This window comes from Mycobacterium sp., from assembly GCF_965229105.1.
Classification (GTDB): Bacteria; Actinomycetota; Actinomycetes; order Mycobacteriales; family Mycobacteriaceae; genus Mycobacterium.
The window spans coordinates 3,968,666-3,990,926 of the sequence record NZ_OZ245858.1; the positions used below are offsets into that span (position 1 = coordinate 3,968,666).

Annotated in this window: 24 protein-coding genes; 15 read left to right on the top strand and 9 right to left on the bottom strand. The window is 65.4% G+C overall.

Translation table 11 applies throughout. The features are described 5' to 3' along the window. Positions 1–191 precede the first annotated feature (191 nt). From bfr to ADBZ9O_RS18455, 5 genes are read left to right on the top strand one after another with little or no spacing between them, the layout of a single operon-like run. Positions 192–692, top strand: a complete 501-nt coding sequence (bfr, locus tag ADBZ9O_RS18435) for a bacterioferritin (protein ID WP_526524344.1) — start codon at positions 192–194, stop codon at positions 690–692. A 31-nt stretch (positions 693–723) separates the two neighbouring features. Further along, the gene (locus ADBZ9O_RS18440) at positions 724–2,145 is read left to right on the top strand and encodes a xylulokinase (protein ID WP_526524346.1); all 1,422 of its coding nucleotides are present in this window, start codon (positions 724–726) and stop codon (positions 2,143–2,145) included. Positions 2,146–2,181: 36 nt separating this feature from the next. Next, positions 2,182–4,257 (top strand): MDR family MFS transporter, encoded by a 2,076-nt coding sequence (locus tag ADBZ9O_RS18445; RefSeq protein WP_526524348.1) that lies wholly within the window; start codon positions 2,182–2,184, stop codon positions 4,255–4,257. A gap of 41 nt (positions 4,258–4,298) precedes the next feature. Then, positions 4,299–4,793 carry a carboxymuconolactone decarboxylase family protein gene (locus tag ADBZ9O_RS18450; RefSeq protein ID WP_526524350.1) on the top strand — a complete coding sequence of 165 codons (495 nt, stop codon included), beginning with the start codon at positions 4,299–4,301 and terminating at the stop codon, positions 4,791–4,793. A 36-nt stretch (positions 4,794–4,829) separates the two neighbouring features. Then, complete coding sequence (locus ADBZ9O_RS18455; RefSeq protein WP_526524352.1) at positions 4,830–6,143, top strand: type I glutamate--ammonia ligase; 1,314 nt, start codon at positions 4,830–4,832, stop codon at positions 6,141–6,143. Between the two features lies 1 nt (position 6,144). Here ADBZ9O_RS18455 and ADBZ9O_RS18460 read toward each other — a convergent pair whose 3' ends face one another. The 3 genes from ADBZ9O_RS18460 to ADBZ9O_RS18470 are packed head-to-tail and all read right to left on the bottom strand — an operon-like array spanning position 6,145 to position 10,177. Next, on the bottom strand, positions 6,145–7,908 hold the full coding sequence (locus ADBZ9O_RS18460; RefSeq protein WP_526524354.1) for an N-acyl-D-amino-acid deacylase family protein: 1,764 nt from the start codon (positions 7,906–7,908) through the stop codon (positions 6,145–6,147). A 9-nt stretch (positions 7,909–7,917) separates the two neighbouring features. Continuing rightward, positions 7,918–8,334: a nuclear transport factor 2 family protein gene (locus tag ADBZ9O_RS18465; protein WP_526533270.1), complete on the bottom strand. Its 417-nt coding sequence runs from the start codon at positions 8,332–8,334 to the stop codon at positions 7,918–7,920. Between the two features lie 52 nt (positions 8,335–8,386). After that, positions 8,387–10,177, bottom strand: coding sequence for an N-acyl-D-amino-acid deacylase family protein (locus ADBZ9O_RS18470; protein ID WP_526524356.1), 1,791 nt, complete (start codon positions 10,175–10,177; stop codon positions 8,387–8,389). Between the two features lie 108 nt (positions 10,178–10,285). Here ADBZ9O_RS18470 and ADBZ9O_RS18475 point away from each other — a divergent pair, with 108 nt between their 5' ends. Continuing rightward, positions 10,286–11,209, top strand: a complete 924-nt coding sequence (locus tag ADBZ9O_RS18475; protein ID WP_526524358.1) for a dienelactone hydrolase family protein — start codon at positions 10,286–10,288, stop codon at positions 11,207–11,209. Here the strand turns inward: ADBZ9O_RS18475 and ADBZ9O_RS18480 are convergent. Continuing rightward, a complete protein-coding gene (locus ADBZ9O_RS18480) occupies positions 11,206–11,553 on the bottom strand; it encodes a hypothetical protein (protein WP_526524360.1) in 348 nt (115 codons plus the stop codon). The genes ADBZ9O_RS18475 and ADBZ9O_RS18480 overlap by 4 nt on opposite strands. A 20-nt stretch (positions 11,554–11,573) precedes the next feature. Here ADBZ9O_RS18480 and ADBZ9O_RS18485 point away from each other — a divergent pair, with 20 nt between their 5' ends. The 3 genes from ADBZ9O_RS18485 to ADBZ9O_RS18495 all read left to right on the top strand — a co-directional run bounded on the left by ADBZ9O_RS18485 (position 11,574) and on the right by ADBZ9O_RS18495 (position 14,102). Next, positions 11,574–12,374: an acyl-CoA thioesterase gene (locus tag ADBZ9O_RS18485; protein ID WP_526524362.1), complete on the top strand. Its 801-nt coding sequence runs from the start codon at positions 11,574–11,576 to the stop codon at positions 12,372–12,374. A gap of 86 nt (positions 12,375–12,460) precedes the next feature. Next, positions 12,461–13,576, top strand: a complete 1,116-nt coding sequence (locus ADBZ9O_RS18490; protein WP_526524364.1) for a glycosyltransferase — start codon at positions 12,461–12,463, stop codon at positions 13,574–13,576. 88 nt (positions 13,577–13,664) lie between these two features. Further along, positions 13,665–14,102, top strand: coding sequence for a hypothetical protein (locus ADBZ9O_RS18495; protein ID WP_526524365.1), 438 nt, complete (start codon positions 13,665–13,667; stop codon positions 14,100–14,102). On the opposite strand, the gene ADBZ9O_RS18500 is transcribed toward ADBZ9O_RS18495, so the two are convergent. Further along, a complete protein-coding gene (locus ADBZ9O_RS18500) occupies positions 14,076–15,395 on the bottom strand; it encodes a cytochrome P450 (RefSeq protein ID WP_526524367.1) in 1,320 nt (439 codons plus the stop codon). The two genes, ADBZ9O_RS18495 and ADBZ9O_RS18500, sit on opposite strands and share 27 nt — an antisense overlap. A 48-nt stretch (positions 15,396–15,443) precedes the next feature. On the opposite strand from ADBZ9O_RS18500, the gene ADBZ9O_RS18505 reads away from it, so the two are divergent. Next, entirely contained in the window at positions 15,444–15,845 is a 402-nt protein-coding gene (locus ADBZ9O_RS18505) for a hypothetical protein (protein WP_526524369.1), read from the top strand. Here the strand turns inward: ADBZ9O_RS18505 and ADBZ9O_RS18510 are convergent. Next, positions 15,842–17,128, bottom strand: a complete 1,287-nt coding sequence (locus tag ADBZ9O_RS18510; RefSeq protein WP_526524371.1) for a cytochrome P450 — start codon at positions 17,126–17,128, stop codon at positions 15,842–15,844. The two genes, ADBZ9O_RS18505 and ADBZ9O_RS18510, sit on opposite strands and share 4 nt — an antisense overlap. 78 nt (positions 17,129–17,206) lie before the next feature. Here ADBZ9O_RS18510 and ADBZ9O_RS18515 point away from each other — a divergent pair, with 78 nt between their 5' ends. Beyond that, a complete protein-coding gene (locus ADBZ9O_RS18515; protein WP_526524373.1) occupies positions 17,207–18,364 on the top strand; it encodes a pyridoxal-phosphate dependent enzyme in 1,158 nt (385 codons plus the stop codon). Between the two features lie 18 nt (positions 18,365–18,382). Then, positions 18,383–18,820, top strand: coding sequence for an SRPBCC family protein (locus ADBZ9O_RS18520; RefSeq protein WP_526524375.1), 438 nt, complete (start codon positions 18,383–18,385; stop codon positions 18,818–18,820). Between the two features lie 3 nt (positions 18,821–18,823). On the opposite strand, the gene ADBZ9O_RS18525 is transcribed toward ADBZ9O_RS18520, so the two are convergent. Both ADBZ9O_RS18525 and ADBZ9O_RS18530 read right to left on the bottom strand, forming a co-directional pair. Continuing rightward, positions 18,824–19,327, bottom strand: a complete 504-nt coding sequence (locus ADBZ9O_RS18525; RefSeq protein ID WP_526524377.1) for a nuclear transport factor 2 family protein — start codon at positions 19,325–19,327, stop codon at positions 18,824–18,826. Positions 19,328–19,336: 9 nt separating this feature from the next. After that, positions 19,337–19,771, bottom strand: coding sequence for a transglycosylase family protein (locus ADBZ9O_RS18530; protein WP_526524379.1), 435 nt, complete (start codon positions 19,769–19,771; stop codon positions 19,337–19,339). Between the two features lie 90 nt (positions 19,772–19,861). Between ADBZ9O_RS18530 and ADBZ9O_RS18535 the strand changes: the two genes are divergently transcribed. Both ADBZ9O_RS18535 and ADBZ9O_RS18540 read left to right on the top strand, forming a co-directional pair. Further along, a complete protein-coding gene (locus tag ADBZ9O_RS18535) occupies positions 19,862–20,746 on the top strand; it encodes a TIGR03854 family LLM class F420-dependent oxidoreductase (protein ID WP_526524381.1) in 885 nt (294 codons plus the stop codon). A 62-nt stretch (positions 20,747–20,808) separates the two neighbouring features. Then, positions 20,809–21,336: a hypothetical protein gene (locus tag ADBZ9O_RS18540; RefSeq protein WP_526524383.1), complete on the top strand. Its 528-nt coding sequence runs from the start codon at positions 20,809–20,811 to the stop codon at positions 21,334–21,336. Here the strand turns inward: ADBZ9O_RS18540 and ADBZ9O_RS18545 are convergent. Then, entirely contained in the window at positions 21,333–21,710 is a 378-nt protein-coding gene (locus ADBZ9O_RS18545; RefSeq protein WP_526524385.1) for a thiol-disulfide oxidoreductase DCC family protein, read from the bottom strand. The genes ADBZ9O_RS18540 and ADBZ9O_RS18545 overlap by 4 nt on opposite strands. A 97-nt stretch (positions 21,711–21,807) precedes the next feature. Here ADBZ9O_RS18545 and fdxA point away from each other — a divergent pair, with 97 nt between their 5' ends. Next, positions 21,808–22,161, top strand: a complete 354-nt coding sequence (gene fdxA, locus ADBZ9O_RS18550; RefSeq protein ID WP_526524387.1) for a ferredoxin — start codon at positions 21,808–21,810, stop codon at positions 22,159–22,161. The last annotated feature ends 100 nt before the right edge of the window (positions 22,162–22,261 follow it).

Sequence of the window (22,261 nt, forward strand, 5' to 3'; positions counted from 1 at the left end):
TTAGTGGAGTCTAACCTAAGTCCGCCGAAAATGTTAGGGGGCCCTTGGTTAGGTGTGCCTACCGTAAACGCGCTGGTAGCGAGCATTTACCGCGGCATTTCTGCGTGCCATGCCACTGATACTGGGCTAGGTTCGTATCTGAAGCGGATTGCGCACAGCCCCGCGCGCCACGACATTTCGAGGAGACCCCGATGCTAGGCGATCCAGATGTTCTCAAGCTGCTCAACGAGCAGCTGACGAGCGAGCTCACCGCCATCAACCAGTACTTCCTGCACTCCAAAATGCAGGACAACTGGGGCTTCACCGAACTTGCCGAGCACACCCGCAAGGAATCGTTCGAGGAAATGCACCATGCGGAATGGATCACCGACCGCATCCTGCTGCTCGACGGCCTGCCCAACTACCAGCGGCTCTTCTCGCTGCGTGTCGGCCAGACCATCCGCGAACAATTCGAAGCCGATTTGGCCATCGAATACGAAGTGTTGGAACGGCTCCGGCCCGGCATCATGATGTGCCGCGAAAAGGGCGATGCCACCAGCGCCAACATCCTCGAAGCAATCCTCAAGGACGAGGAAGGTCATATCGACTACCTCGAGACGCAGCTGCAATTGATGGACACCCTCGGCGTCGAGCTCTACTCGGCACAGTGCGTATCCCGCCCACCGGGTGGCGGTTCTGGCGGCGGCGGCTAGCAACACAGCGTCAGGCAGTAACCTCGGCACCGTGACTCTCGTCGCGGGTATCGACTCGTCAACTCAGTCCTGCAAGGTGATGGTCTGCGATGCCGATACGGGCGCTGTGGTGCGCTCGGCGTCGGCCCCGCATCCCGGTGGCACCGAGGTTGATCCGCAGGCGTGGTGGGTGGCGTTGCAGGCCGCCATCGACGGCGTCGGCGGTCTCGACGACGTCGCCGCGGTGTCGGTGGGAGCCCAGCAGCACGGCATGGTGTGCCTGGACGAGACCGGTGGTGTCGTCCGAAAGGCATTGTTGTGGAATGACACCCGCTCAGCCGGTGCCGCACAGGAACTGATCGACGACCTCGGTGGACCCGCGCAGTGGGCCAAGGAGATCGGCGTCGTACCGGTTGCATCGATCACGGCAACCAAGCTGCGCTGGCTGGTGGACCACGAACCCGATAATGCCGACCGGACCGCCGCGGTCTGCCTGCCGCACGACTGGCTGACGTGGCGATTGGCCGGATCCGGTGACCTCAAGGCGCTGAGCACCGACCGCAGCGATGCCAGCGGCACCGGCTACTACTCGGCCGGGGTGAGCCGGTACCGCGACGATCTGCTGACCCTGGCGATGCGGGGACGCCGACCCCACCTACCCGTCGTCTTGGGACCCAGCGACGTGGCGGGGCAGCTCTCCGGTGCCCGCGCGGTGCTCGGACCCGGTGCCGGTGACAATGCCTCAGCTGCGCTGGGATTGGGCGCTGCCTCCGGCGATTGCGTGATGTCGCTGGGCACCTCAGGTGTCGTCAGCGCGGTCGGTGAGGCCGCACCACACGATGCGGACGGCATTGTCGCCGGATTCGCCGATGCCACCGGACGTCAGTTGCCGCTGGTGTGCACGCTCAACGGTGCGCCGGTACTGGCCGCGGTGGCAGGCATGCTCGGAGTTGATCTGGGCCGGTTCGCCGAACTGGCACTCTCGGCGCCCGCCGGGGCCGAGGGGTTGGTGTGGGTGCCGTACTTCGACGGTGAACGCTCACCTAATCTGCCCGAGGCCCGCGGCGCGTTGCAGGGCACGACGACGTCGAACCTGACGCCGGCGAACGTCGCCAGGGCCGCCGTCGAAGGTCTGCTGTGCTCGATGGCGTATTGCCTGGACGCGATCGCCGAACAGGGCGTGAACGTCGACCGGGTGTTGCTGGTCGGCGGCGGCGCGCATTCTCCTGCTGTGCGCGTTATCGCCCCGGCCGTACTGGGTAGACCCGTCGACGTGCCCACACCGGGGGAGTACGTCGCGCGGGGCGCCGCCCGCCAGGCCGCATGGACCCTGACACAGGGCGACGCGCCGCCGACCTGGGAGTTGGAGGGTGCCGACACCTTCACCGCAGACCCCACCCCGGCGGTGATGGAGCAGTACCACGCGGCCCGCACGCTGACGCTGGGTCAGTCGAAGAAAGTTTTCCTAGTTTAGCTAACAAAATGGGGTATCCGCGACGATAGGCACGTTATGAGCCAGCCGACTGCCACTGCGCAGACCGCGGACCCCGAGTCCAGTAGCGCGCTGATCACGCCGCAACGGCGGAACCTGATCTTCACCGCGCTGCTGCTCGGCATCCTGCTGTCCGCGCTCGACCAGACCATCGTCGCCACCGCACTGCCCACCGTCGTCGCCGATCTCGGCGGCGCGGGCCATCAATCCTGGGTGGTCACCAGTTATCTGCTGGCCTCGACCATCGTGACGGCCGTCGTGGGCAAGCTGGGTGATCTGTTCGGCCGGAAAGTCATCTTCCAGGTCGCGGTGCTGTTCTTCATGGCCGGTTCGGTGCTGTGCGGATTGGCCGAGTCCATGACGATGCTGGTCGCGGCCAGGGCAGTACAGGGCATCGGCGGTGGCGCCATCATGGTGACCGCGACCGCGGTGATCGGCGAGGTCATCCCGCTGCGCGAGCGTGGTCGATACCAGGGCGCACTCGGCGCGGTGTTCGGTGTCACCACGGTGATCGGCCCGCTCTTGGGTGGGTTCTTCACCGACCACCTGACCTGGCGCTGGGCGTTCTGGATCAACGTCCCCGTCGCGGTGATCGTGCTGCTGGTCAGCGCGGTGGCCATTCCGGCGCTCGCCAAGAGCTCGGCCAAACCGGTGATCGATTACCGGGGCATCCTGTTCGTCGGGCTCGGCGCATCCGGGTTGACCCTGGCGACCAGCTGGGGTGGCGGCGAATACGCCTGGTCGTCGCCGGTGATCATCGGCCTTTTCGCGCTGTCGTTGGTGTCGATCGGCCTGTTCATCTGGGTGGAGTCCAAGGCTGCCCAACCCATCCTGCCGATGCGGCTGTTCCGCAATCCGGTTTTCGCCGTGTGCTGCGTGCTCGGCTTCATCGTCGGGTTCGCGATGTTAGGTGCGCTGACCTTCCTGCCCACCTTCATGCAGTTCGTCGACGGGGTCTCGGCCACTGAATCCGGCCTGCGCACGCTACCGATGGTCGCCGGGCTGCTGATCACCTCTACCGGCAGCGGCATCCTGGTCGGTCGCACCGGTCGCTACAAGATCTTCCCGGTGGCCGGGACCGCGATCATGGCGGTGGCGTTCGTCCTGCTCTCGCAGATGGACGCCAGCACGCCGACCTGGCTGCAGTCGGTCTACCTGTTCGTGCTCGGCAGCGGGATCGGGCTGAGCATGCAGGTGCTGACGCTGATCGTGCAGAACACCGCCCGGTTCGAAGATCTGGGGGTGGCCACCTCCGGGGTGACGTTCTTCCGGACCATCGGTAGTTCCTTCGGCGCGGCCATCTTCGGCTCACTGTTCACAAACTTTCTGTCCGACCGCATCGGGCCTGCGCTGGCCGCCAGTGGGGCGCCACCGGAATCGGCGGAATCCCCGGCGGCGCTGCATCGGCTGTCCGCCGAGATGGCCGCGCCCATCGTCACCGCCTATGCCGATGCGCTCGGGATGGTCTTCATGTGCGCCGTGCCCGTTGCGGTCATCGGATTCATCGTGGCGTTGTTCCTCAAGGAAGTTCCGTTGCAGGAAATCGACAAGGACATGGACAACGTCGGAATGGATCTCGGCGAAGCGTTCGGCATGCACACAACGGAGTCCCCGCAGAAGATTCTGGAGATGATGATCGGCCGGATGTTCCGCGATGATCCCGATATCCGGCTGCGCAGCTTCGTGAAGTACCCGGGCTGCGAACTCGATATCGCGCGCCTGTGGGCGCTGATGCAGATCAACCGGTATGTCCAGTCCACGGGCTCGGCGCGGATCGAAGATATCGCCGAGCGCATCCGGGTGCCGGCCGAGGTCCTGGAACCCTCGTTCGCCCGGCTGGTCGACACCGGTTACGCGTTCCGCACGGGAACCGAGTACTGGCCCACCGGCCGCGGTTTGCGGCAGGTCGATTTCGTCCGCTCGCTGATCGTCGCGCGGATCATGCAGCAGCTCGGGCGGTCCAGCGAATTCGAATCCCGGCTGGACCTGGTAGAGGTCGAGGCCGCCCTCGATCGCGTCGCACAACGGGTGCTGGTGCAACGCAGCTGGAACGAGGACGACGACCGGCGCGCCGCGATCGCCCCGACAAACTAGAACGTGTTCCAATTCGGCCCGCCCGGGCGTAGCATCGCGCCATGAGCCGAATCGGAGATTTCCAAGACGACGACCTGGCGGGCTGGTTTGTGAAGTCGCCGGATATCGGTACTGCGATGGGCGGATTCAGCCATGCCGTCTACAACAAGAACCGGCTGCCGATGCGGGTCCGCGAGCTGGCCCGCATGGTGATCGCCCACGACAACGAATGCGCGGTCTGCGTCAACACCCGCGACGAGGACGCCCCCGCCGCCGGGGTGGACGAAGAGTTGTATGACCACGCGCTGGAGTGGCGGACCTGGCCCGGCTACACCGAGCAGGAACGCACCGCGGCCGAATTCGCCCACCGGTTCGGCACCGAACACACCAAACTGCGCGATGACGAGGAGTTCTGGGAACGCGCGAACGCACAGTTCTCCGATGAGCTCCTGGCTGACCTGGCGTTGTCGTGTGCGTTGTGGGTCGGGATGGGCCGGGTGCTGCGCACCCTCGACCTCGGACAGACCTGCAAGCTGACCATTCCAGCACGCACTTAACCCGCACGCGGCCTCAGTCCCAGGCAAGATGGCGACATGACAGCCACCTCTGCCGAGCTCGAGGCCAACGGCGTCGTCGCGGTGATCGGGACCGTGGTCAACCCGGCCGGGTTGACCCACGCCAAGACCGTTCCCGCCGCGCGGGTAGACGCCTTCGCCGACCCGGGTCTGGGAGCCAGCCCGGTCTGGCACGGCTTCACCATCGACCAGACCGGAATCGCGATGACCGACGGTGTCGGCGTGGTCGGTGACGAGCGGATCCGGATCGACCTATCGGCGCTGAGGTTGATCGGCGACGGATTGGCTTGGGCGCCAGGGGAGTTCTTCTGTCAGGACGGGACCCCGGTGCCGATGTGCAGTCGAGGAACCCTGGCCAGGATCGAGGGCGAACTGGCCGCGCACGGGCTGGCCGCACTGGTCGGGCACGAGATGGAATTCGTCCTGGTCGGGCCCGACGGGAGCGCGCTGCCCTCGAATCTGTGGGCGCAGTACGGATTGGCGGGTTTGCTCGAACATGAGGGCTTCGTGCGCGACGTGCTGGAGGCGGCCGCCGCGGCCGGCGTCGTCATCGAGCAACTGCACCCCGAATACGGTCTCAACCAGTTCGAGATCTCGCTGGCACCCCAAACCCCGGTGGCCGCCGCCGATCAGCTGGTGCTGACCCGGATCATCATCAGCCGAGTCGCGCGCCGGTACGGCTTTCGGGTCAGCCTGTCCCCGGTGCCGTTCTACGGCAGCGTCGGATCCGGTGCACACCAGCACTTCTCGTTGGCTCGCGGGGGAGTGCCGGTGTTCTCCGGTGGCGACGGTCCGCACGGGCTGACCCCGGATGGTGAGCATGCGATTGCCGGAGTGTTGGCGGGTCTGCCCGCTGCTCAGGGCATCCTGTCCGGGTCGATCCTGTCCGGGCTGCGGATGCAGCCCGGACATTGGGCCGGCGCGTGGGCGTGCTGGGGTACGGAGAACCGGGAAGCGGCGGTGCGCTTCCTGGTCGGCGGCCCTGCCAATCCGTACGGGGCCAACGTCGAGGTGAAGATCGTCGACCCGTCGGCCAACCCGTATTTCGCGTCGGCGGCCATCCTCGGCCTGGCGCTGGACGGGATCGACCGCGAGGCGACGTTGCCCGCCGAAATCGCCGTCGACCCGGCGACGGTCGAGGGTGCGATGCACCTACCGGACTCACAAGCCGACTGCATTGCTGCACTGGATGATTCGGCGCTGCTGCGGCGCATCCTTGGCGAGCCCGCCATGACCATGCTGGTGTTGGTGCGCCGCTACGAGATGGCACAGTACGGGGAGTTGTCGCCGGAGGAGTTGGCGGCGAAGTTCAGGCTGGCCTGGAGTCTCTAAGCTAACGCACCCCGCGCAGCAACCGGCCAGGTCGGGCACCGGTGTCGACACCGTGGCGGCGCGTGAGCACCCCGTTGACCACTGTCGCGTCGTACCCGCTGGCGCCCTGGATCAGCCGACGCCCACCGGCGGGCAGGTCGTAGACCATTCGAGGTGAGTCGAGGGTTAACGCCTCCATGTCGATGACATTGAGATCGGCCCGCTTGCCGACCTGGATGACGCCGCGATCGGACAGCCCGAAAAGCGTTGCGGTATCTAAGGTCTGCTTGCGGATCACGTATTCCAGCGAGAACTTCGGCCCACGGTATCGGTCCCTGGCCCAGTGGGTCAGCAGGAACGTCGGATAGGACGCGTCGCAGATCAGGCCGCAGTGGGCACCGCCGTCGGACAGTCCTGAGACCGCCGCCGGGCTCTGCATCATCTCGTAGATCGCGCTGTGGTCGCCCGAGGCGTAGTTGAAGAACGGCAGCATCAGCATCGCGCCGGCATCCGATTCCAGCATCAGGTCATACATCGTCGACAACGGGTCCTGGCCCCTGGCCGCGGCGATCGCCGCCACCGTCATATCCGGGGTGGGTTCGTAATCCGGCGGATCGCCGATCGCGTAGAGCCGGTCGGTGCTGTACTGCGCCAGCGCGAACAGCCCGTCGAGTAGCACCCCGGGGGCAGGTGCCACATCCTCTTCGGCGAGGATCGCGGCCTTGACCGCTGGATCCGTCAGCCGCTGCGACAGTTCCTCTCGGCTAAGTTCGGCCTTGAGCCGTCGGAACGTCGGGCGGTGGGTGAAGGCGTGGTAACCCGGGAAACCCAGCAACATGCCGAACGGTCGGGCCGCGAACTGCGCGTACAGCTCGATACCGTTCTCATGCGCCTTCTCGGCGCGATCCAGCTGCTGGCGCCACAAGTCCGGGGCGTGCGACGCCTGGATCAACGTGAACGAAACCGGCCGGCTGATATCGTCGGAGAGCTTTGCCATCCACTCCATTTCGCGCATGCACGCCTCGGCTGGGCTCTCGCCCGCGGTGCCCTGCGGAGCCACCTCGAACACGGCCTGGCCACCTGCGGCCATCGCCCGGCCCAGGCCGAACAGCTCCGCCTCGGCCGCATACGTGCCAGGGACGGCCTGGCCGTCGATCGCGCGGTGCGCCTCGGTGCGTGAGGTGGAGAAGCCCAAGGCGCCGGCCTCGATTCCCTCCTGCACGATCCGGGCCATCGCGGCGATATCGTCGGCGGTGGCTTCCTCGTTGTTGGCGCCGCGTTCGCCCATCGCATAGCCGCGCACCGGTCCGTGGGCGATCTGAGTACCGTAATCAACTGACAGATGGCGCTTCTCGATGGCATCGAGATACTGCGGGAAGCTCTCCCACTGCCAGGTGATGCCCTCGGCGAGCGCGCTGCCGGGAATGTCTTCGACGCCCTCCATCAGCTCGATCAGCCACTGTTCCTTGCCGGGACGTACCGGCGCGAAGCCGACGCCGCAGTTGCCGCTGACCACGGTGGTGACGCCGTGCATGCTCGACGGCTCAAGAGTGTCGTCCCAGCTGACCTGACCGTCGTAATGGGTGTGCACGTCGACGAATCCCGGCGCGACGATGCGCCCCGTGGCATCGATCGTCTGTGCCGCATCAACCTCGATACCCGGGCCGTCACCGGTGCGCCGCCGCACCTCGACGATCTTGCCGTCCTTGACGCCGATATCGGCGCGATAGCGCTGCGCTCCGCTGCCGTCGACAACCGTTCCGCCAGTAATCTTTACGTCAAGCATCGTTGCTCCCTAAACCAGGCCGGTGGCGTCGAACACCCAGGACATATCGGCGTTTGCAAAGTCCGCCAGCCAGGTCGGTGGGGCATGGTTGGTCAGCGCGGCCATATCCCAGTAGTCCTTCCACAGGGTGATCTTGCCGTCCACCACCTTGTGCACCGTCGCGAACTGCAGAACCGCGGATTCCCCACTGGCCCAGTGCCAGGTCTCGGAATGCTCGTACATCACGTCGACGCCGTTATCCACCAGCAACCCGTCATGGTTGACATAGGAGGCCAGCGGTTCGATGCCGATCTTGAGGCGTTTGACGATGTCTTCTGGCCCCCGCGCCGCCGCACCAGGTCCGACCGGCATATCGAGATAGATGCAATCGTCGGAGAGGTATGTCTTCAGCGCCCCCCAGTCGCGGCGCGACAATGCCTGCCACATCCCGACGACGACGTCGGTCACTGGAGAATCCACCTCTGTGGGCACCTGCTGATCAACGGACACTGGCGAATTCGCCCTTCTGCTGGGTGGGTGCGGAGACGGCGGTGTCCGCCCGCAAGAAGCTGCCGGTGCGCTCGTTACCGAGCACCTCGGTGGGCTGGCCGTCGCGGATCACCGCACGGCCACTGATGAACACCGCACTGATGGTGGCGTCGTTACGGTTGACCATGCGAGAGAGCCCGCCGTACTGCTCGACCGTGGCCTCGGCATAGTCGTCGAGGGTGCTGTCGAGTTTCTCCGGGTCGATCACCACCACGTCGGCGCGGTCGCCGACACGCAGGTGGCCTGCGTCGATGTGGTACCAGTCGGCCAGTTCTCCGGTCAGCCGATGCACCGCGTGTTCGACGGTCATGAACGCAGTTCCGGCCCGCTCGGCATCGCGGACGTGGCGCAGCAACCGCAATCCGAAGTTGTAGAACGCCATGTTTCGCAGGTGTGCACCCGCGTCCGAAAAGCCCATCTGGATACCGGGTTCGGCGGCCAGCTTCTTGAGTACCTCGGGCCGGTGATTGGAGATGGTGGTCCGCCAGCGCAGCGCCCGGCCATGCTCCAGAACCAGATCGAGGAACGCGTCAACCGGGTGAATACCGCCACGCTCTTTGCCGACCTGACCGAATGATTTGCCCACCACCGAGGGATCGGGGCAGTCGACGATATCGGCATCGAAGAAGTCTCGCTGCCACACCCGCACACCGAGTTTGTTCTCGTAATCCTTGCGGAACTGCCGGCGGTAGGTCTCATCGCGCATCATCTCGTTGCGCTCGATCTCATCCTGCAGATGCAGGGCGGCCGCGCCGGAGCCGAACTCCTCGAAGATCACCAGATCGATACCGTCGGCGTAGACCTCGAATGGCACCGGCAGGTGCTGCCAGCGGAAGTCGCCGCCGAGCCGATTTACCACACCGGAGAGCGGGCGGAAGATCTTGACGGCGAACGGGTTTGACTTGACGTCGGCAGCCGAGAGCAGGCTGGTCTTGAGTTTCTTGCGAAAGACCCCGAGGGACTGGGCGACATTCGACAGCAGATTCAGCGGGTTTTCGATATCGGGGCCGGACTGCAGAACTCGTCCACGACGCCGCAGGATCGACTTGAGCCTGCGCAGTTCGCGGGGTTTGGCATAGGTGGAGGGCAATGTGCGCGACCGGCACACCTCGCCGTCGAGTTTGTCGAACAACAGCTGCATCGAGGACATCCCGACAAAGCCCGCATCCATCGCATCGACCAGCCAGCGTTCCATCTGCGCCTGCTCGGCCCGGGTGGGGCGTTCCTCCTTGCGCGTCGCCCGATCGAGACCCATTGTCGCGGTGCGTAAATCGGAGTGTCCGATGAATGCGGAGATGTTCGGCCCCAGTGGCAATGATTCGAGGGCGGCGATGTACTGCTCACAGTTCGACCAGGTTTTGCGATCGTCGATCGCGCTGATCACATACTGCCGGGGGATCGCTTCGACCCGGCCGAAGATATCCCCGGCATCGACACCGTCGACGTGAATGGTCGACAGCGAGCACGATCCCAGGGTGATGGTGGTGACCCCATGACGGACCGACTCCGAGAGCGACGGCCGCAACAGAACTTCGACGTCGTAGTGGCTGTGGATATCGATCAAGCCGGGCAGTACCCACTTACCTGATGCGTCGATGACCTCGGTGCAGCCCGCTTCGTCCAGGTCGTGCGGGGTGATCGTCGCGATGTGGCCGTCCCTGATACCGATATTGCGGATGGACGACGGCGCACCCGAGCCGTCGAACCAACGGCCGTTGCGAATGATCGTGTCGTAGGTCACAAGCGTTAATAGAACCTGTTCTAGGGACAGGTGTCAACGATTTAGTGAACAGATTTATCGATGTGTTCACATGCGACGCTCCGTGTCTTCGCGCGCATACTCGAGAGGGTGACTCCCTTACAGCGCTACATCGCCGAAGAGATTGCCACCGACCACGTCGACGGACTGCTGTCCCGTCGCGAAGCGATGCGCCGGTTGGCGCTGCTTGGCGTGACCGCAGCGTCCGCAACAGCATTGATTGCGGCGTGCAGCGACGAGCGGGCCACGGCGCCGAGCTCGACGAGCCCGACCGGCAGCGCCACGACCGGCACGTCGGCGGCCGCCGCCGGCCCGCCGCCGGGCATGGCCACCGCCTTGCCAACCACCGATATCTCCTGGGCGGGTCCCACCGGCGAATTGAAAGGTGCCTGGGCGCAAGCCGGCGACCCCAAGGGGGCCGTGTTGGTCATCCACGAGAACAAGGGACTCAACGACTGGGTGCGCACCGTTGCGGGCCGGCTCGCCGGCATCGGGTATTCCGCGCTGGCGATCGACCTCCTCTCCGAGGAAGGGGGCACCGGGACGTTCACCGATCCGGCGGAAGCCACCGCGGCGCTCGGCAAGATCGATCCCCAACGGTTCGTCGCTGACCTCAAGTCCGGGTTGGGAGAGCTGACACGACGAGCCCCTGGCAAAAAGCTCGCGGTCATGGGCTTCTGTTTCGGTGGCGGCCTGACCTGGCAACTACTCGCCTCGGGTGTCACCGAACTGGCCGCGGCAGTGCCCTTCTACGGCCCGCTGCCCGACGGCGCTGACTTCGCTGGGTCGAAAGCTAATGTCCTCGGCTTCTACGGCGCGCTCGACACCCGGGTCACCTCGACCCAGGACGCGGCCACAGCCGCCTTGGAAAAGGCCGGCCTGAACCACCTGCTCGTCGTCGAACCCGAGGCCGATCACGCATTCTTCAATGACAGCGGTCCGCGGTACAACGCCGATGCCGCGGCCGACGCCTGGCAGAAGGTGCAGGACTGGTTCGGGCGGTATCTGGTCTAGTTGAGTGTCAGCACCACGGACACCCGGCCGCGGTCGTCGCGCGTCGCAATCGCGTGACCGCTGCGCTCGGTGCCATCCAGCTGGATCGTCATGGGCGCCCCTGCCCCAAGGAAGTTGCGCCACCACGCCTTCTTCTCGGGCATTCCGACGCGGATGGTGACAGTGTCACCGCTGCGCTGGTAGCCGATCGGCAGGCTGAAGGCGCGGCCGGACTTGCGGCCGACATAGCTGATCGTGGTGATGTATCCGCTGACCAGCGGACCCACCACAGGGGCGTTGGCCAATGCCGTAGCACCCGCGTTGAGCACATCGACCAACCGTCTGAGCGGACCACCGAAGGACATACAAGGCATGATGCCAGGCGATGCTATCCACGCTGGGCGATGTGCTCGACTCGCTGAACCTCGAACAGGTCAATGCGCACTTCTTCGTCGGACAACAGTTCGACGGGCCCGGTCATCACATCCTCGGGGCTCATATCGCCGCCCAGGCACTGATGGCGGGCGCGCGTACTGCCGGCGGCCGCGCGCCGCACAGCATGCACACCTATTTTCTGCGGCCCGGTGACGGTCGAGAGCCCGTCGACTTCGAGGTCACGCCCCTGCAGGACGGACGGACCTTCGCCGCGCGGCGGGTGACCGGCCGCCAGAAGGACGTCGTGTTGATGGAAGCGAACACCTCGTTCAGTGCGGTGGTCGAGGATATCGAGTACCAGCCGACGATGCCCGTGGCACCCGATCCGGACACCCTGTCCTCGATACTGCCGCAGGGCACCTGGGCCAGTCTGGACTGGTTCGAACGCCGCACCGTGCAGACCGCCGAAGGGGCCCCTGCATCGCGAATGTGGTTGCGCCCCATGGGCGATATCCCCGACGATCCGATTCTGGCGAGTTGCCTGGCGGCCTATCTTTCGGCAGTCACCTTGATCGAGCCCACTCTGGTCCCGAGATGGAAATCCATGGCGGCTCCGCCAATTTCGGCGATGCGTGGCCATTCGGTCTGGTTCCATTCTGATGCGGTGCTGTCGGACTGGCTGTTCTACGACGAATCGAGTCCCAGCAGCACCGGTGGCCGGTCACTGGCGACCGGGACGATGTTCAATCGCAGCGGTGAACTGGTATGCACCGCGACCCAGGAAATCTACTTTCCGCCGAAGCGAGGGTGAACCGCAGCTGCGGTGTTCACTGGTAATTCAGGTACCGGTTGAGCTGCGGTTGTCGACCGCACACGCCTGGTCGATGTGATGCTCTCATGACGCGGATCGTGCAGGTCGCGAATTTCTACGGCCCGCGCTCGGGTGGTCTGCGGACCGCCGTGGACCGCCTCGGCGCCGAGTACTGCGCGCGGGGCCACGAGGTGTTTCTCATCGTCCCGGGCGGCCGGTCTGATCGCACCGAGATGGCATCGGGGGTCACGCGAATCTCGTTGCCGGCCCGCAAGATTCCCTGCACCGGAGGCTACCGCGCCGTGCTCCCCGGGCCGGTGACCGGGCTGTTGGAAACGCTCGCCCCTGATGCGCTCGAGGTGTCCGATCGCGCCACGCTGCGCTCGCTGGGCCGGTGGGGGAGTCGCCACGGTGTCACCACTGTGATGATCTCCCATGAACGCCTGGACCGCCTCACCGGACAGCTGCTGCCACCTCAGATTGCAAGGCGGGTAGCCGATTACGCCAATCGGCGCACCGCACGCGAATACGACACCGTGCTGTGCACCACGCAGTTCGCCCGCGAGGAATTCGACCGGATCGGGGCCTCGAACGTCGTCACCGTGCCGCTGGGGGTGGATCTCGGCACGTTTCACCCAAGCCGGTTCTCGCACCAGGTCCGCGGCCGCTGGGCGGCGCCAGAACAGCTACTGCTGGTGCACTGCGGCAGACTCTCGGTGGAGAAACGCGCCGATCGGAGCATCGATACCCTTGCGGTACTGCGTGATTCGGGCGTCGATGCAAAGTTGGTGATTGCGGGGGAGGGGCCATTGCGGCACCGTCTGCAACGGCACGCGGCGCGACTTCCTGTCGACTTCGCGGGTTTCATCGACAGCCGAGAGGGGGTCGCGACCCTACTGGCCTGCGCCGATGTGGCACTGGCGCCGGGACCGCACGAAACCTTCGGCCTGGCCGCACTGGAGGCCCTGGCCTGCGGCACACCGGTGGTCGTGTCGCGTACCTCGGCCCTGCGCGAAATCCTGACCGCCGACAGCGGCGCGTGTGCCGATAACAACCCCGATGCCATCGCCGCGGCGGTCACCAACGTCATCGGTCGCCCAGAGCGGGGGCGGCGCCACGCGGCCCGACTTCGAGCCGAACGATTCACCTGGCCTAACGCCGCCGCGGGGATGCTGAAAGCGCTCGGCGCGTTTGGCGTCTGACGATTTGGGCAACCTGGACTTATTGACGGGTCTGTCGAAGGCGCGGCCCACCTAACGAAGGAGCCGGAATGGCTGACAACACCACCTTGTGGATCGTTATCGGGGTCGTCGTGGCGGTGCTTGTACTCGGCGCGCTCGCCTGGCCGCCCGCAACAAGCGCAACCAGAAATTGCACGGCGAGGCCGAGCGCATCCGCAGCGAAGTCGAAGAGGAATCCGCGCAGGTAGCGCGCCGGGAAGCGCTTGCAGAAGAGACCGCCGCGAAGGCGCGGGCGGCAAAAGCCGAGGCCGAGGTCAAGGCCGCGGAAGCGGCCCGGCTCGAAGAGCGCGCGCTCTCGCACCGCAGCTCCGTGGAGTCGGCCAACGATGATCTCGAGGAGCGCCGCGCGCACGCCGACCATATCGACCCGCGGGTCAAGACCGACAAGACCGATGATGCCGCTCAGGCCGGCGACGTTGATCACCCGGTCGTCGTCGAGGATCCCAACTACACCGACCCGTCAACGCGCGCGGCTCACCGGCGCTAGTCGCTGTGGTCCCAGCCTGACCGGCAGCGCCGACCACCCGCGCAGGACCCGGGTCTCCCGAGGGACACCCGGGCCTGCCGGTTTGGCATCTGGGAACCTCTCGAAGAAGGCACTGAGCCCGACTTCGCCCTCAGCTCTGGCCAGTGCCGCCCCTAGGCAAAAGTGCCGTCCACCCGAAAAGGAAAGGTGCCGTGCGGCATTGGACCGGGTGACATCGAAGGTATCCGGGTTGTCGAACAGGGCGGGATCGCGGTTGGCCGCAGCCAGGTAGATCACCACCATCTCCCCTGGCGCAACACCGGTCCCCGCCACTTCGGTCGCCACCCGGGCCACCCGGCCGGTGAGCTGTACCGGGGATTCCAGGCGCAGGATCTCCTCGACGGCACCCGCCCAGTGCTCGGGAGCTTCGCGGAGCACGTCGAGTTGGTCTGGCGAGGCCATCAGCAGCCGGATCCCGCTGCCCAGTAGATTGACGGTCGTCTCGAAGCCGGCGGCGAGGACCAGACCCGCCACCGCCCGCAGCTCATCATCGTCGAGCCGCGCGTCCCCGTCAGAGGCCTTGATCAACTCGCTCAACAGGTCATCGCCCGGGTCCTGTCGCAATCTGTGCAGGTGATCGGCCAGCCAGCTGTTGAAGCCCACCAGCCCCTCCTGGACCCGGCGGTACTCCGGCCAGGTCAAACCGATATCGAGGCTGGGTGCGGCCAGCTCGCCGAATTCCAGAATCTTCGCGCGGTCGCTATCGCGGACGCCGAGCATGTCGCTGATCACCGCGACCGGCAGCTGGGAGCAATATCGGTCGACGATATCGACGACGGCGGTGCCGTCGGCGGCCAGCTCGTCGAGCAGTTGCTCGGCCGTCGCGGCCACCCGTCCCCGCAGCGCGGCGACGGCCCGTGGGGTGAACACCGACGAGACCGTCTTGCGGTAGCGAGTGTGCGCAGGCGGCTCGACAGCCAACAAAGACGGCGGCCGCAGTGGATGCAATCCAGTTGGCCTGGTGTGCTTTTCGAGCCAGCGCAGTGGTGCGGGCAGATTGGATCCCAGTGAGATGACGCGAAAGTCATCCGAGCGGAGCAGCTCGTGCGCCACGCCGTGGTCCAACGTCAGGTACCCGGTGCGGCACGCGATCATGGGTCCGCGCTTTCGGAGCTCCTGGTAGAACGGCACCGGATCTGCGCGGACGGCCGGGTCGGCGACCAGCCGGGCCTGCGGGTCGCCGCGTCGTGCACCCACGTTGACGAGCACGCGGACCACCCCGTGCATGGACATCCAATGCAACCGTTGTCTCATGCGACCCACGCTAGTGACTCCCGCCCGGTCACGGCCTACGCTTCCCTCATGATCGCGCGGCTCGTAGCTTTCCCGGTGGCAATGGTCGCCCTGTTCGGTGGCTCCGTCGTGGTTGCCGCTCCCGCTCTCACCGAGGTCCCTGCGGCATGTGATTTCACCCTGACCGCGCCCTACGTCGTGGACGTCTCGGGTACGCCAACGGTCACCGCAACCCTGAGCCCCGCGGCCTGCACGGGGACGGCGAATCCGAAGTCCTCACAGATCTGCCTCACCGTGGGCGCAAGCGTCGGCCAGTGTGTGCAGGCCAATGGCTATGCGACCGCGCAAGCCTTCTTTGCGCCGTACACGCCGGGTCTGACCTACACCGCGAAGGGCTCAGGCTGCGCAGGCATTGCGACGCCGTCGGCAGCGATCTGCTCCTCGGTGGGCCCCAAGAGCGCCACTCTTTAACGCGGCGGGGTCCAGCTGACCGGCAGCCTCTTGATGCCATGAATGAAGGATGACTGCAGCCGCGCAGGCTCCTCGGTGGCGGTGAGATCGGGAATCTGCTTGTGCAGTTCGTCGAAGAGCACGCTGATCTCGCGGCGGGCGAGGTTCGCTCCCAGGCAGAAGTGCACGCCGCCGCCACCGAACCCCAGGTGTGGGTTGCTGGCCCGGGTGATGTCGAAGCGCCATGGATCGTCGAACTTCTGCTCGTCCCGGTTGGCCGACCAGTACCAGAGCGTGACCTTGTCACCCGCGGCCATCGGGACACCGCTGAGCTCGAAATCGCGGGTCATGGTTCGGCGCATATAGATGACCGGTGACGCCCACCGGATGATTTCTTCGACCGCTGTCTTGCTGTGGCCGTCGAAGTTGCTCCACCACGTGTCGCGTTCGGCCGGGTACCGGGTCAGCGCCAGCACGCCGTGGCTGATGGCGTTGCGGGTGGTTTCGTTACCCGCCACCACCAGCAGGATGAAGAACGACGCGACCTCGGCCGAGGTCAGGCGTTCCCCATCGAGCTCCGCGTGCACCAGGCTGGTCGTCAGGTCCTCGCCGGGATTCATCCGGCGATCCTCGGCGAGCGCGTGGGCATAGGCGCCGATATCCATTGCGACCTTGACGAAGCCGTCGAAATCGGTGGTCAGGTCGGGGTCACCGAATCCGAGGATGACGTTGGTCCAGTGAAAAATGGTGTCGTGGTCCTCTGCGGGGATGCCCATCATGTCGCAGATGACTTGCAGCGGTAGCGGTCCGGCCAACTCGGCGACCAGCTCGCCGTTGCCGTCGGGGTGATTGGCCACCATATCGGCAACGAGGCGGCGAGCCCGGTCGCGGACAGAAGCTTCGATGCGGGCCACCACTTTCGGGGTGAAGGCGCGGCTGACGATCCCCCGCAGGCGCTGATGGCGGGGATCGTCCATCGCGATCATCGACCCGAAATACTCGGTCAATTCGGGGGATTGGTCGCCGATGGTGATACCGCCGCTGGAACTGAAGATTTCCGGGTGGCGGCTGGCGAAGTGCACATCATCGAACCGGGTGAGCGCCCAATGACCTTGCCCGGGGTCGAAACCGGCCAGCCCCGTCGGCGGATCGAAGAACGTGATCGGCGCCTCCCTGCGCAAAGTGGCGAATGCCCCTTCGCGGAGGCTGTCGTCGAGTCCCCAGAACTCCCACGCGGAGAGGTTGATATCGACCAGCGGCACTTCGGGCGGTGGCGCTCCGTTGACAGGTGTCACAATTCCCACCACAGGAGACTAGATTCCGGTGTCACCCTGTGTGGTCAGATCACGCTGATAGGGAATGCTGGCCGTCACAATGGCTCTGTGACCAACACCGAAGGATTGCCACCCCTGGTGTGCCGCGCATGCGGTTCCAGCTATGACGTGTCGAGTCTGGCCTGGCACTGCGATTGTGGGGGTGTCTTCGATATCGGGGACAGCACCACTGCCGTGGCGATCACACCCGAGCAGGGGGAGCGGACATCGATGTGGCGGTACGAATCGGTGCTGCCGGTGCCGTTCGACGCCGATATCAGCCTCGGTGAGGGCGGTTCACCGATCGTCGCGTCACGCGCCCTCCCGCACGTGCGGCTCAAGCTGGACTTTCTGATGCCGACACTGTCATTCAAGGACCGCGGGGCGGTGGTGCTGGCCACCCTTGCCAAACGGCTCGGCGTGCGTTCGGCACTCGTCGACAGCAGCGGTAACGCAGGGACGGCCGCGGCAGCCTATTTCGCGCGGGCGGGGATCGACGTGCAGGTGTTCGTCCCGGCGTCCACCTCGCCGGGCAAGCTGGCCCAGATGCGGGCGCACGGTGCTGGCCTCACCCTGGTTCCGGGAACCCGCGCCGATACCGCCGCCGCGGCACTGGCGGCCGCTGACAGACCCGGGGTTTTCTACGCCAGCCACGTCTTCCACCCCTATTTCCTGCACGGGGTGAAGACCTACGGCTACGAGATCTGGGCGCAGAACGGTTACTCCCTTCCTTCGACCGTCGTCGTCCCCGTCGGCAACGGAACCTTGCTGCTGGGCTGCTACCTGGCGTTCCGCGAGCTCGTGGACGCCGGACTGGCCGCCAGGATGCCTGCACTGGTCGCCGTGCAAGCAGAAGGCTGTTCGCCGGTGGCGGCGGCCTTCGCCGCACACCTTGACACCGTGGCGCCGGTGGCAGCGCAGGCGACGGTTGCCGAGGGGATTGCGATCGCGGCCCCACCGCGCGGTGCGCAGATCCTGGCTGCCGTACGCGAGACCGGCGGCACCATCGTGTCGGTCAGCGATCAACAGGTGCTGGCCGGGAGGACCGAACTTGCTGCTGAGGGGCTCTATGTCGAGCCGACGTCGGCGGTGTGCTGGGCCGCTGCCCGCGCCGCCGCCGGACCCGCGGCGGACCTGCCGTGGAATTGGGCTCTGGCCGTGGAGTTGTTCCGCGTGGACAACGTCACACTTCCGCTATGCGGTGCGGGGTTAAAAGCGCCGGGGTGAGTGGGTATTTGATCACGCATGCCCACCGTATCCCGCACTTTCACCGTGACCGCGTCGCCCGATCGGGTCCTGGATTACCTGAAGGATTTCGCCCATGCAGAGGAGTGGGATCCCGGGACGCAGTCCTGCACCCGAGTTGATGACGGTCCGGTGGTGGTGGGGTCCAGCTGGCACAACGTGTCCAAGATTGCGGGTGTCTCCACCGAGCTGGACTACGTGCTGATTGAACAGACAGACACCCGCCTGGTGTTCGAGGGCGTCAACAAATCGGCCACCTCGACCGACACCATCGTCATCACCCCCGCCTCGGGCGGCGCCCAGATCGACTACCGGGCCGAGCTCGAAATGCATGGAGTCGCGATGCTCATCAGTCCCGCGATGAAGGTGCTCTTCGAGAAGATCGCCGGCGACACCGAAACGCAGATGACCACAGTGCTGAATTCACTGACGGTGTGAGGATTAGCCGAGATCCCATTTCATCGCCTGCGCGAACGCTTCGGCGTCCGCTGATGCGGTACCGAGGCTTTTACAGCTGGTGATGTAGCGCTGCACCATCGGTAGGAAGTTCATCGGGTTGTAGGCGTCCTCTTCGTAGCTCCACAGCCCGTCGCCGGCATATTTCAATACCGACAGGTTGGCTTCTTCGTGGATGCTGCCGTCGCCGGGGTCTTTCATGCGGTTGAGGAATTCGCAGAACACCCAGCCGCGGTCTTCGTCGATCGAGTGCCACGATGTCGGATAGAACGGCATCTCGCTGCCGGGGAAACTGCTCATCTGGCCGACGATCCATTTTCTGATCGCTTCCCGGCCGTGAAACGTGCCGAACGAATGCTCCTTATACGTGGCGTCTTCGGTGAATTGGTCGGCGAATCGTGACCAGTCCCAACTGTTTCCGATTTCGACCACTACCTGCTTGTGCGCCTCGAAGGCGGATTCGATCTCGTCGCGCGACCATTGCCCCATGGGCGGAGTCTAGGCGTGCGGGATGAGCGCGAAGATGTCGTTGATGGTTTTGCGCAAGATCGTGCCGGGATCGAAAGTCGGCATCTTGATCGGGTTGCCGACGCCGGCGAAGGGGACGGTGCCTGCATTGGCTCCGCATGTGGGCCATGCGCCCATTCCTTGGGTCCGTGCGACATTCTCGGCGACGCGGATCTGCTCTTCGCGGGATGCGCCGGCGGGGGAGCCGAAACCACCGTTGGACGTCCAGGTCGCCTGGCTGAACTGCAGGCCGCCGTAATGGCCGTTGCCGGTATTGGTCGACCAGTTACCCCCGGATTCGCACTGTGCAATCGCATCCCAATTCGCGGTGTCCGCGCTTGCGGTGCCCGTCGACAAAGCGAAGAGGGCGACCAGGAAGGCGCCGGTGATTGCAACCGCTGCGAAGAACTTCCGGATGGATTTCATATGGCATGTTTCGCCCCACCTGACGCAAGCGTTACTTAAGTCACAAACTTTTTTTCTTGGGCGTCAAATTGGCGCGGCTAGGGTGGCGTCGTGAAGATCAGATTCGGTGTGAGCCTGGGCGCTGATACCGGGCCCGAGCGGCTCGGCGACGTCGTCGACCGCCTGGAAGCCGCCGATGTCGACTCGTTGTGGTTCTCGGAACTGGTCTACTCCAAAGCCGTCGACCCATTCGTTGGAATGGCCTTCGCGCTCGGCCGGACCAATCGGCTCAAGATCGGCACGTCGGTGGCGGTACTCCCCGGCGGGCGCCATCCCGTCCTGGTCGCCAAACAACTCGCATCGTTGGCTGTCCTTGGTCCCAAGCGGGTGCTGCCGGCCTTCGGCCTGCGGTCTGCGATACCGGCCGAACGGGAGATCTTCGCTGTTCCGGACGGTCAGCGCGCCGCCGTCTTCGACGAATCGCTGCAACTCGTCCGTGCGGTGCTGACCGGGGATGACGTTGACTTTGCGGGTAAGTACTTCACGGTGACCGGCGCCAGCATCGGCTCGCGGCCGGCCGCACCACTGGATATCTGGCTCGGCGGTTCGGCGCCGGCCGCCTTCCGTCGGATCGGTCGTTTCGGTGACGGCTGGCTGGGCAGCTTCCTGACACCTCAGGAGGCGGGCAGGGCAGTGACGCAGATTCACGCCGAAGCCGCCGAAGCCGGACGTGAAATCGAGCCCGATCACTTCGGGATCAGCCTGGCAGTCTCCGAGGGTGGCCTCACCGATGACGTTGCCGCGGCGATCCGCAGCCGCCGACCCGATGTCGATCCGACAGACCTCGTCGCAGGCACGTGGGATGACCTGCATCGCCAGCTCGACGGCTACATCGCGGCCGGCCTGACGAAGTTCGTGATCCGCCCGGCCGGGGTCGGCGGGCTCGACGAATTCATCGATGCATTCATCACCGAGTTGCTGCCGAGGGAGAACTGAGCGGGCGCTCCGAGGCCGGGCTGGTTAGCATGCGACGTCACGTCAGCACCCGAAGGAGCGTCATGATCCGCGCAGCAGTCACTACGGCCACGGCGGTGATGGCGGTATGCGGTCTGACTGCCTCACCCGTCGCGCTGGCTGATCCCGCCACCACCTACATGTTCGGTGCGTGCTTCACCCCGGACCAGCCGGTGGTTGAGCAGCCGACCACGATCATGTACGGCTGCGACGGCACCAGCTCCATGCAGGACATGACGTGGTCGTCGTGGGGCGCTGACGGGGCGAACGGAACGGGTACTGACAATTCAGTGCAGTGCCAGCCCAACTGCGCCCAGGGTCAGCGACTGCTCAACCCCATCATCGTGCATGCGTGGAATCCGTTGCCGCCCAAGACACCTGGTTGCCCCGCCGGAGTCGACTTCTACAGCGACTACACCGTCGCCTATCCGCAGGGCGTGCCGCCCTGGGTGAAGCCGGGTACGTCGTGGGCTGCCGATGTCGACTACGTCTACGTCGACGGCATGCCCGCCGTGCACTTCAAGGCGCAAGGCCCGCTCAGCTGCGCCTCGGGGGTGGGCCAAGCGGCCTAGCAGCCGACCGGGTGCGACTCGCAGTACGGCGTCGTGCCAGGGAACTTATAGCGGTGCGTCGCCACCCACCGGTAGGCCTTCTCCTGGAGCTGCCGGACCCCGGGCGCCCGATAGATCCGCAGGGGAAGCTGCGTGCCAAGGGCGGCCGATAACGCGGCGTTGCAGGCCTCGGCGGCTGCGTAGATCTCACCCGTCGGCTCGATCCACCACACGGAGTCGTACATCCGCTCGGTGGACACGCCCAGGCGCTCCGCCGTACCCGCCTGCTGAAACGGCACGGTCTGAAGCTCACCGGTGCGGTCCCAGCGGACCAGCGCATTACGCGCTCGTGTACACATGCCGCAGCCACCGTCGAAGAACAGCACTCCAGCCATAGCGCCATTATCCACCCTGACGGGAGGTGACTCAGGTCCCTCGAAAAGGGACTTTTGCCGCGACCGGTGACCCGTCGTCGCACCTAAAGTCAGGCCCATGACGTATGTGATTGGAACAGCGTGCGTGGACATCGCTGACAAATCGTGTGTAGCCGAGTGCCCGGTTGACTGCATCTACGAGGGCGACCGAACGCTGTACATCAACCCCGACGAATGCGTGGACTGCGGCGCCTGCAAGCTGATCTGCAAAGTCGACGCCATCTATTACGAGACCGATTTGCCGCCTGAGCAGGAACAACACCTCGCCGATAACGCCGCCTTCTTCACCATCGTGCTGCCCGGCCGCGACCAACCGCTCGGCAACCCCGGTGGCGCGCACCGCCTCGGCCCGGTCGGCGTCGACACCCCACTGATCGCGAGCGTCGCATGCAGGTCGGCCCAATCTGACTGATTCTCCGTTCGCTTTTCAGGTCACGATCCGGTAAAGAAGGAGCATCGAGCCGCTATACCCGAGCGCGGGTAGGCTCACGCGGAGCGAGGTAGATCCAGGC